The organism is Microbacterium sp. 11MF (assembly GCF_000383475.1).
Classification (GTDB): domain Bacteria; phylum Actinomycetota; class Actinomycetes; order Actinomycetales; family Microbacteriaceae; genus Microbacterium; species Microbacterium aquilitoris.
The window spans coordinates 190,015-199,491 of the sequence record NZ_KB911459.1 but is presented as its reverse complement, the minus strand read 5'-3'; the positions used below and the strand labels follow the sequence as shown (position 1 = coordinate 199,491).

Here is a 9,477-nt window from a genome sequence, read left to right as displayed (position 1 = left end):
CACGCACCGAAGGTGTCGTAGACGGTGACCTTCGTGCCCGCCTTCAGCGTCGTCAGGACCTTGCCCGAGGCGGATGCCGTCGCACGAAGCGGCGTCGCCGCGATGCTCTGCCGATCCTGGCCGGACGCCCCGCCGGGGTTCCCGACCGAGAGCTTCGACGAGTACACCCAGCCCGTCATGCCGTCGACGGTGACCTGGGTACGGTCACCCGACACCGTCAGCGCCTTGACGGTCGTGCCCTTGCGGAGCGTCGCCTGGATCGTCGCCGACGACACCGACGGCGTCATGTTCGTCGTCGTCGCCAGGTACATCGTCGACGCCGGAGGGGCATCGTTCTTGACGGTCATGTAGTCGCTGTGGGACCAGTAGGTGGCTCCCGAGACCTGGATGCGCCACCAGACGCCGTACACACCGGTGCGCTGGTAGGTCTGCCCCCGGGTGATCGCACGCACGCCGGTCTGGCACTGCGTCGACGGGGCCTTACGGGCATTGAGGCTGTCGGTGACGACCGTGATCGTGCCGGTCGCCTTCGTCACGCTCGACTCGGCGGGGACCGCACACGCGCCTCCGGCGGGCGCCGGCGTCGACAGAGCGGACTTCGCGACCCACAGGGAGGTCGATCCGCTCGTCACCCGCGCCCACGAGCCGTAGGTGCCCGTGAGGGTCACCTTGGAGGAGGCCTTGAGCGAGGTCGCGCCGGTGGTGCAGCCGCTGACCGGCGCAGTGCGCCCCGTGGTCGCGGTCGTGACCGTAGCCGGACCCGATGCCGGGAGGACGTCGGCGGCCGCCGGTGCGGTGCACGCCTTGACGAGTGCCGCGGCTCCGCCGGGGTTCTTCGACACCTCGGGGGCGAACCACTGCACGTAGTAGTTGTAGAAGTTGCGGTTGCCGTAGCTCGAGCACGAGTCGCCCTGCGCGTACCCGGCGGCGAGCGCCGCCATGTTGGGGCGGTACGGCGTGTAGATGTACAGGTTCGCCGTGGCCTGGTTCTTGATGAGCACCTTGGAGCTGCCGCACGCACTGTTGGGGTGCCACTTGATCGAGTTCACCTGCCCCTTGCGGTAGCTGTACGACCCGGGGTTCTTCGCGTAGACCTGCTGCTGGCGGGCACCGAGGTAGACCTGGTTGACGAACCCGGCGGATGCCGCGCTGCACGGCGCCGTGTCGGGGCAGTTCATGCCCATCGCGGCGCGGTAGCTCCACTCGGTGGGCTTGGTGGAGGTGACGAGGCCCTGCTCCTTTTGGAGCATCACCAGGATCACTTTCGGGCTGATGTTGCAGGCCTTGCCGATGGTGGCGATGATCTCCGAGGCGCGGACCTTCTTCTTCGCCGCGACCGCGTTGCAGTAGGCGTCCTTCGACTTCGGCTGCAGGTCGGCGGTGAAGTTCCGCAGGCAGGTCGGCCCTGAGGTCGCCTTGCACGAGGGGACGCGCTTCTCGAGGAACGACTGCGCCTGCGCGGCGGTCATCGATCCTCCGTTGAAGAACTCCGCGTCGCTGATGATGAAGCCGCCGTCGGTGATCGACGAGGGGAGGCGGGGATCGGCCGCCTGAGCCGCCGTCGTGGGGACGACGGCCATGAGGACGCTGAGCGACAGCACGGTCGCCAACACCATCGCCATGCGCCGAAGGGGGTGTCGGGGCACGGAAGATGTGAGGCGCATGTGAACAGTGTTACTGAAGTCGCGCTCTGATACCAGTCGAGACGGAAGTTGTCTCGTGCGACACGCCGCTACCACGGCGTTCACAGCCGACGTCAGAGTTCGGCGTGGAGTTGCCAGACGCGTTCCGCCGCGCCCGCCCAGCTGAACGCGCGACCCCGATCGGCTGCCAGGACGGCGAGCCGCTCGACCGTCGACGTGGACGACAGCGTGGCGGCGAGTTCGTCCCCCAGCGAGCCCGGATCGCCGGCGGCGAAGGTCGCCCCGTCGAGCAGAAGCTCTCGGTGGGTCGCACTCTCGGCCGCGACGATCGGGAGACCCAGTCGGAGGGCGTCGAGCGTCCGCCACGGGAACGCGCGCGAATCCGCGGGGGCGAGGTATGCGACGGCGCCGGCCATCACGGCGGCACGGTCGGGCGCTCCGAGGTGACCTCGCACGTGCAGGCGTCGTTCGGGCAATCCGGCCGCAGCGGCGAGCTCGGCGATCGCGGGCTCCTCCCCTTCGGGCGCGTCGATGACGACGACGGCGGTGTCCCGTCCGGACCGCACGACCGCCTCGAGCCCCGTCCGGAGCCGATCGGATGCCGCTGCCGAGCCGGCGAGCAGGACGTAGCCGTCGGGGAGGTCCAGCTCGCGGCGACGCCCGACCTCGTCCGTGGGGACGCGCAGATCGTCCGAGGGCGCGCCCGCGATCACCCGCAGGCGATCACCGAGCGGGGCGAGCTCGGCCACTCGACGGGCGAGCTCGTGCGTGGGGACCACGACGGCGTCCGCGTGGCGGACAGCTCGGCGCAGCATGGCCCGGGACCAGGCGGCATCCGCTCGCGGAAGCTCGTCGGGGTCGTCCCACGGCCGCACGTCCCACAGGGTCACGACGGTCTGATCGTGATCGTGGACGCGGTCGTGTCGGACGAGCGGCGCCGCGAGGGTCGCCGAGTGGATGAGCCCGTCACCGGCTCCCGCCCGGAGTCCGCGGCGCCAGAGAGCGGATGCCGCGGCCGATCCGACGGGCAGTCGGTCGGCGGCGGCCACCCCCTGATCCGCCAGCGTGTCGTCGCCGGCGTCGCTCGGGACGATGGCGCGCACCTCGCACCCGCTGGGGGCTGTGGCGACGAGCCCCGCCGCGAGCTCACGGGAGGCGACGACGAGGTCCGGCCCGGTCGCCGGGGCGGACGGGTCGAACACGACGCGGAGCGTGGTCGTCATCGGTGATCCCTCTCGGCCGTCACGGCGCGGTGCTCGGTGCCGGTGTTGGCGGGTGCAGGAGTCCGTCGGCCATCCCCCGGATCTTCTGCCAGTCCGCGGAGGTGGGGTTGTCGGGGTCGATGTTGACGCCCTTCGGGGTGAGCTCGAGGTCCTGGACCTTCTGATCCTTCGCCTTCGCGCCGAGGTCGACGAGGAACGGCAGCAACGAGTCGGGAATGTCGGTCTGCACGAGGTTCTTGCCCGCCGCGACGATCTCACTGAACCGGGTCACGACGGTCGACGGGGTGGCCTGGGCGAGGATCGCGGTCTGAAGTTCGCGCTGACGGCGCATGCGGTCCCAGTCGCTCGTCGTGTAACGGGAGCGTGCGTACCACTGCGCCGTCTGCCCGTCCATGTGCTGCTTCCCCTTCTCGATCCAGCCCGTCGCCCACTCCTCGGCGGGCTGGTCGTGGTACCGGGGACCCGGCCCCTCGGGAAGGCGTTCCTTGACCGTGATCGTCACTCCGCCGAGCGCGTCGACCAGGTCGGCGAAGCCGTGCATGTCGATGAAGACGTGGTACGGGATCTTGATGCCGAGGATCCCCTCGGCGGCGTCCTTCGTCGCCTCGACGGCTGGGGTGGAGTTCTGCGCCGCGGCATCCGGGTAAAGGCTCTTCCCGCGATCATCGCGGCACGTCTCGACGGCGTTCATGAGCTGGTTGATGCCCGAGGACCATCCGCAGGTCTGCCCCGCGTGCCCCTCGAACCCGTTCGGGTAGAGGTCGTGCATCGGGCCGTCGGAGAACGGCACGTGGCGCAGGTCACGCGGGATGCCGAAGATCGTGACGGCTCCCGATTCGGCGTTCACGGAGACGACCGAGATGCTGTCGAAGCGCATGGAGTCGCGTCCCTGACCGCTGTCGGCGCCGAGGAGGAGGAAGTTGTAGTAGCCGTCCGACGGGGGGACGCTGGGGCCCGACGCGAAGATCGACAGGCCCGATCGCAGCGGCGCGATCACCGACTGCGCCGTGTACGCGGCTGCGGAAGCGGGCACGAGGGCCAGGACGAGCGCCACGACCGTCGCCGCAGCGCGGGTCCGACCGGGGACACGGGGCAGCCGGACGAGGCGGAGCGTGTCGATCGTGAGCACGACCCACAGCGCCGCGTAGACCCAGAGCAGGATCTGCGCTCCGGTGAGCGTCCACGCCGAGGCCACGATCGACGTCAGCAGCGACCGCCACATCAGCCCCAGCAGCACGGCCGCCGCGAGCAGCACCCACATCACGATCGTCGCCACGAGGCCGACGCGACCGAGGCGTCGGTTGCCGGCGAGGGTCTGCGCCGAGCCGGGAAGCAGGAAATTGGATGCCACGAGCCACCACGCACGCCGCGACATCATCGCGGGCGCCGAGTCGTCGGGGTGACGGAGCGGCCGCTCCTCGACGACGGAGCGTCCGCGCGTCGGAGTCGAGGTCGATCGCGGCGGGCTCATGACGCTCATCGGAGTACCTCCGTCGCGATCCGGCTCACAGGGAATCCTTGAGTCGTCGGTTCTTCTCCTCGACCTGCGCCTCGAGGTCCCGGGCGTAGGCGGCGACGCGGTCGCCGACCTCGGCATCCGTGGCGCCCAGCAGCCGCACAGCGAGAAGTCCGGCGTTCTTCGCGCCGTTGATGGAGACCGTCGCCACCGGGATGCCCGCGGGCATCTGGACGATGCTGAGAAGCGAGTCCAGGCCGTCGAGTGTCGAGAGCTGCACCGGGACGCCGATCACCGGGAGCGTCGTGACCGAGGCGAGCATGCCGGGCAGGTGAGCGGCGCCGCCCGCACCCGCGATGATGGCCCGCAGACCCCGCTCGCGCGCCTCACGCCCGTAGCGGAGCAGCTTGTCGGGGGTGCGGTGGGCGGAGACGACCTCGACTTCGTGCGCGATGCCGAAGTCCGTCAGGATCTGCGAGGCGTCGGACATGATGCGCCAGTCCGAGTCGGACCCCATCACGACGCCGATCAGAGGGGCGGAGGATGAGTGGAGGGGGCGATTCACTCGACCAGGCTAGGCGGGAGAGCTTGGAGAAGCCCGGAACGGCACGGGTCAATCGAGGAAGTAGGCCGCTGCCGCTCGCGCCTCGTATACGACGGTGTCGAGATCGTCGCCGGCGACGTTGACGTGCCCCACCTTGCGGCCCGGACGGGGGTCCTTGCCGTAGGTGTGGATCTTGGCGGCAGGATGCGCCTCGAGGGCGGCGGGCAGGCGCTCACCGAGCGTCCCCTCGGCCGGTCCGCCGAGGATGTTCACCATCACGGCGTGCGGCGCGCGGAGCGCGGTGTCGCCCAGGGGCAGATCGAGGACGGCGCGCAGGTGCTGCTCGAACTGGCTCGTCACGGATCCGTCCTGCGTCCAGTGGCCGCTGTTGTGCGGACGCATCGCGAGTTCGTTGACGAGGAGCCGCTCGTCGCCCGTCTGGAAGAGCTCGACCGCGAGCATGCCGGTCACCCCGAGGCCCGTCGCGATCGCCTCGCCGATCTCGGCAGCGACGTCGGCGAGTCGGCCCGCCGAGTGGGGGGCCGGCGCGATCGCCTCGGCGCACACCCCGCCCTCCTGGACGGTCTCGACGACCGGGTAGACGATGAGGTCGCCCGACGGGCGCCGCGCGACCTGCTGGGCGAGCTCACGGCTGAAGGAGACGAGCTCCTCGGCGAGGAGCGCCCCGCCCTCCTCCAATGCATCCAGCCAATCCGCCGCGTCGGCCGCGTCGGCGACGACGCGTACGCCCTTGCCGTCGTACCCGCCGCGCGGCGTCTTGACGACGGCGCGCCCGCCGTGCTCGGCGATGAAGGCGTCGAGGGATGCGGCATCCGCCACCGCGGCCCACTCGGGCTGGGGCATGCCCAGCTCGGCGAGCTTGGTGCGCATGTCGATCTTGTCCTGCGCGAAGGCGAGAGCATCGGGGCCGGGGTGCACGGCGACGCCGGCGGCGACGAGACCGCGGAGCACGTCCTGCGGCACATGCTCGTGATCGAAGGTGATGACGTCGACATCCTCCGCGAAGGCGAGGACCGTCTCGAGGTCGCGGTAGTCGCCGACGGCAGAGGCGGCGAGTCCCGCCGACATCCCGGGCCCCTCCGCGAGCACCCGGACGTCGATGCCCATCTCCACCGCGGGCGCGATCATCATCCGCGCGAGCTGTCCGCCTCCGACGATTCCGACCTGCAGTGCCATGCCGCTCCTCCTGTCGTCTCCATCCTCGCGCATACCGGTGCCCGGTCGCAGACGGTCAGTCTTCGAGACCCGCGATCGGGATGCTGTGAGAGTCGCGGTGGGCGAGGATCTGGCTGACCTCGACCTGGTCCGACAGCGTCTCGTGCACGAGACGGACCGAGGGGATGTCGATCAGTCGGAGCGGTTCGTCCACGCCGTTGGCGAGGGTCAGCGTGCCGCTCCCCCACATCCGCTGCAACGGACCACGGCGCTCCGAGATCGTGTAGCCCCGGGCGTGCGGGATGTCGGTGCGACGCCGGTTGAGGAGTCCGGCTCGCTCGATGACGCGCCGGGTCGTGACCGTGTAGGTGTGGGCGAGCCAGCGGAGGTACGGGAGGACCACGAAGAGGAGGATGACGGCGGATGCGGCGCCCCACAGCATCCAGTCCTCCCACGGTTCCGGGAGGTTCCCGCTGAAGTACCCGGTCGCCCCGGCGGTGACGATGAGGACGAGCGCGGACCAGGCCAGTCGACGGGCGTGGCGGTGCAGCCGGGCGATGACGAGTTCGGGCGCGGCAGTGCCGGGCGCAGGCGTCCGGGGACGTCCCGGATACGCGGTCGGCTGGCTCACGGCACCATCATGACGCGCCCGGCGCACCGGTCCGCGCCGACGCGCCCGGAGCGCATCGGACGGAGGTCATCGGACGTGCACGACATCGCCTGCGGAGACGACGTGCGTCACGCCGGCGGCCTCGACGACGAGGCGCCCCTCGTCGTCGATCCGCTGCGCCGTGCCGATGAGGGTCAAGCCGTCCGGGAGTGAGACCGAGACGTCCGAGCCGAGCGTGGTGCACACCTCGCGCACCGCCTGCATCGCGGCATCCGCGACCGTCCCCCCAACGGCGAGCGCCGCGACGGCGTCGCGGAGGCCCGTCAGGTAGTCGGCCAGCAGGCGATCCTCGTCGGCCGTGCGGGTGAGGGCGGCGAAGGACGTCGCGGTGGGGACGGGGAGCTCGGCGGCGGTCATCCGCGTGTTGACACCCGCACCCACGACGACCGTGTGGGGGTCTCCGGGCATGACCTCGGCGAGGATGCCGCAGATCTTGAGCCCTCCGACGAGGACGTCGTTCGGCCACTTCAGTCCGACCTCGCGGCCCTCCAACTGGTCGCGGACGGCGGAGGTCATGGCCGCGCCCGCCACGAGCGGGATCCATCCGCGGGCGGACGTCGGAACCGCCTCGACGCGGAGGAGCACCGAGACGGCGAGCGCGGAGTCCGGCGGGGTCACCCAGGTGCGGTCGAGGCGACCGCGTCCCGCGCGCTGATCACGGGTGAGGACGACCGAGAGGTGGGGATGCCCCTCGGGATCGTCGAACGCATCGGTCAGGAGCTTCTTGTTCGTCGAGTCGACGGTCGGGGCGATGTGGAGGCGCGGGCTGACCGCGGCGGCGCGGGGGTAACCGTTCTCGGGGATCGACATGCCGCCACCCTAGAGTGCGGCGACGGTCAGGCCCCGCGGGTTGACAGGCGGGCCCTGAGGGATGCCACAGCGGATCCGCCGTGCCGTTGTCGCCGGTATCCAACGCCGCCGCGGGCGCGCTCGCTAGGGTGGAACCCGTGACCGATCAGCCCGACCTGTTCACGACCGCCGGCAAGATCGCCGACCTGCGTGCACGCTATGAAGAAGCCGTCGTCTCCGCCGAGGAGACCGCCCGCACCAAGCAGGGCGCGAAGGGGAAGCTCACCGCCCGCCAGCGGATCGAGCTGCTCGTCGACCCCGGTTCGTTCGTCGAGCTCGACGAATACGTGCGGCACCGCACCACCGCGTTCGGCATGGACCGCTCCCGCCCCTACGGCGACTCGGTCGTGACCGGCACGGGCACGATCCACGGTCGCACCGTCGCGGTGTACTCGCAGGACTTCACGACCTTCGGCGGCTCTCTCGGCGAGGTCGCCGGCGAGAAGATCATCAAGGTCATGGAGCTGGCGCTGCGCAGCGGCATCCCGATCATCGGCATCCTGGACTCGGGCGGCGCCCGCATCCAGGAGGGTGTGGTCGCCCTCGGCAAGTACGGCGAGATCTTCCGCTTGAACACCGCGGCGTCGGGCGTCATCCCGCAGATCTCCCTCATCATGGGCCCGGCCGCCGGCGGCGCCGTCTACTCCCCCGCCCTCACCGACTTCGTCATCATGGTCGACAAGACCAGCCAGATGTTCGTCACCGGCCCCGACGTCATCAAGACCGTCACCGGCGAGGACGTCGGCATGGAGGAGCTCGGCGGTGCGCACACGCACAACACCCGCTCGGGAGTCGCCCACTACCTCGCCGAGGACGAGGACGACGCGATCGATTACGCGCGCACCCTCATCGGCTACCTGCCCGACAACAACATGTCGGATGCCCCCGGGTACGAATCGGGCTTCGAGTTCGAGACCACCGACTCCGACCGGGTGCTGAACACGGTCATCCCGGATTCGGCGAACCAGCCGTACGACATCCACGAGGTCATCTCGCACATCGTCGACGCCGGCGACTTCCTCGAGGTGCAGCCCCTGTTCGCCCCGAACATCGTCATCGGCTTCGGTCGCATCGAGGGACGGACGGTCGGCATCATCGCCAACCAGCCGTCGCAGATGGCCGGCACGCTGAACATCGACGCGGGCGAGAAGGCCAGCCGGTTCGTGCGCTTCTGCGACGCGTTCTCGATCCCGATCCTCACCCTCGTCGACGTCCCCGGCTACCTGCCCGGAACCGACCAGGAGTGGACCGGCGTCATCCGCCGCGGGGCGAAGCTGCTCTACGCCTACGCCGAGGCGACCGTCCCCCTCGTGACGGTGATCCTCCGGAAGGCCTACGGCGGCGCCTACATCGTCATGGGGTCCAAGCAGCTCGGTGCGGACATCAACCTCGCCTGGCCCACGGCGGAGATCGCCGTCATGGGCGGCCAGGGCGCGGTCAACATCCTCTACCGCGGCGAGATCAAGCGCGCGGAAGAGGCCGGCGAGGACGTCGCCGCCGTCCGCACCCGCCTCGCGAACGAGTACACCTACAACGTCGCCTCGCCGTTCCTCGCCGCCGAGCGCGGCGAACTCGACGGCATCATCGAGCCGGCGCAGACCCGCGTCGCCGTCGCGAAGGCGCTCCGCGCCCTCCGCGGCAAGCGCGCGAGCCAGCCGGCCAAGAAGCACGGGAACATCCCGCTGTGAGCCTGCCGGACGACGCCGCGACCGCCGCGCCCCTGCAGGTGCGGCGCGGAGACGCGAGCCCCGAGGAACTCGCCGCGGTGATCGCCGTCGTCAGCGAGTCGCTCGCCCGCGAGGAGCAGACGGCCGTCGTGGACGAACCGACCGTCTCGGCATGGCAGGTGTCGGCTCGCGGCGTCCGAAGCGGCCTCCGCCGCGACGTGCCCTGGGGTCGCTGGGCGGGCTGAGCGG

The 9,477-nt window shown here is 70.6% G+C and carries 8 protein-coding genes and 1 pseudogene; 2 read left to right on the top strand and 7 right to left on the bottom strand.

All coding sequences use genetic code 11. The annotated features are described in order from the left end of the window. From H286_RS14970 to H286_RS0100880, 7 genes and pseudogenes are all read right to left on the bottom strand, one after another. Nucleotides 1-1,664 (bottom strand): annotated as a pseudogene (locus H286_RS14970) (hypothetical protein); the annotation flags it as partial. Between the two features lie 92 nt (nt 1,665-1,756). Next, nucleotides 1,757-2,866, bottom strand: a complete 1,110-nt coding sequence (locus H286_RS0100905) for a glycosyltransferase (RefSeq protein WP_018188749.1) — start codon at nt 2,864-2,866, stop codon at nt 1,757-1,759. A gap of 19 nt (nt 2,867-2,885) precedes the next feature. Continuing rightward, nucleotides 2,886-4,346 carry an LCP family protein gene (locus tag H286_RS0100900; RefSeq protein ID WP_020096742.1) on the bottom strand — a complete coding sequence of 487 codons (1,461 nt, stop codon included), beginning with the start codon at nt 4,344-4,346 and terminating at the stop codon, nt 2,886-2,888. Nucleotides 4,347-4,371: 25 nt separating this feature from the next. Continuing rightward, nucleotides 4,372-4,839, bottom strand: a complete 468-nt coding sequence (purE, locus tag H286_RS0100895; protein WP_020096741.1) for a 5-(carboxyamino)imidazole ribonucleotide mutase — start codon at nt 4,837-4,839, stop codon at nt 4,372-4,374. A gap of 96 nt (nt 4,840-4,935) precedes the next feature. Beyond that, nucleotides 4,936-6,063 carry a 5-(carboxyamino)imidazole ribonucleotide synthase gene (locus H286_RS0100890; RefSeq protein ID WP_020096740.1) on the bottom strand — a complete coding sequence of 376 codons (1,128 nt, stop codon included), beginning with the start codon at nt 6,061-6,063 and terminating at the stop codon, nt 4,936-4,938. A gap of 55 nt (nt 6,064-6,118) precedes the next feature. Continuing rightward, a complete protein-coding gene (locus H286_RS0100885; RefSeq protein WP_020096739.1) occupies nt 6,119-6,673 on the bottom strand; it encodes a PH domain-containing protein in 555 nt (184 codons plus the stop codon). Between the two features lie 66 nt (nt 6,674-6,739). Beyond that, a complete protein-coding gene (locus H286_RS0100880; RefSeq protein WP_020096738.1) occupies nt 6,740-7,522 on the bottom strand; it encodes a biotin--[acetyl-CoA-carboxylase] ligase in 783 nt (260 codons plus the stop codon). 128 nt (nt 7,523-7,650) lie between these two features. Between H286_RS0100880 and H286_RS0100875 the strand changes: the two genes are divergently transcribed. Continuing rightward, nucleotides 7,651-9,249, top strand: coding sequence for an acyl-CoA carboxylase subunit beta (locus H286_RS0100875; protein ID WP_116228596.1), 1,599 nt, complete (start codon nt 7,651-7,653; stop codon nt 9,247-9,249). Beyond that, a complete protein-coding gene (locus H286_RS0100870) occupies nt 9,246-9,473 on the top strand; it encodes an acyl-CoA carboxylase subunit epsilon (protein WP_020096736.1) in 228 nt (75 codons plus the stop codon). Before H286_RS0100875 ends, H286_RS0100870 begins: the two co-directional genes overlap by 4 nt. Nucleotides 9,474-9,477 lie beyond the last annotated feature (4 nt).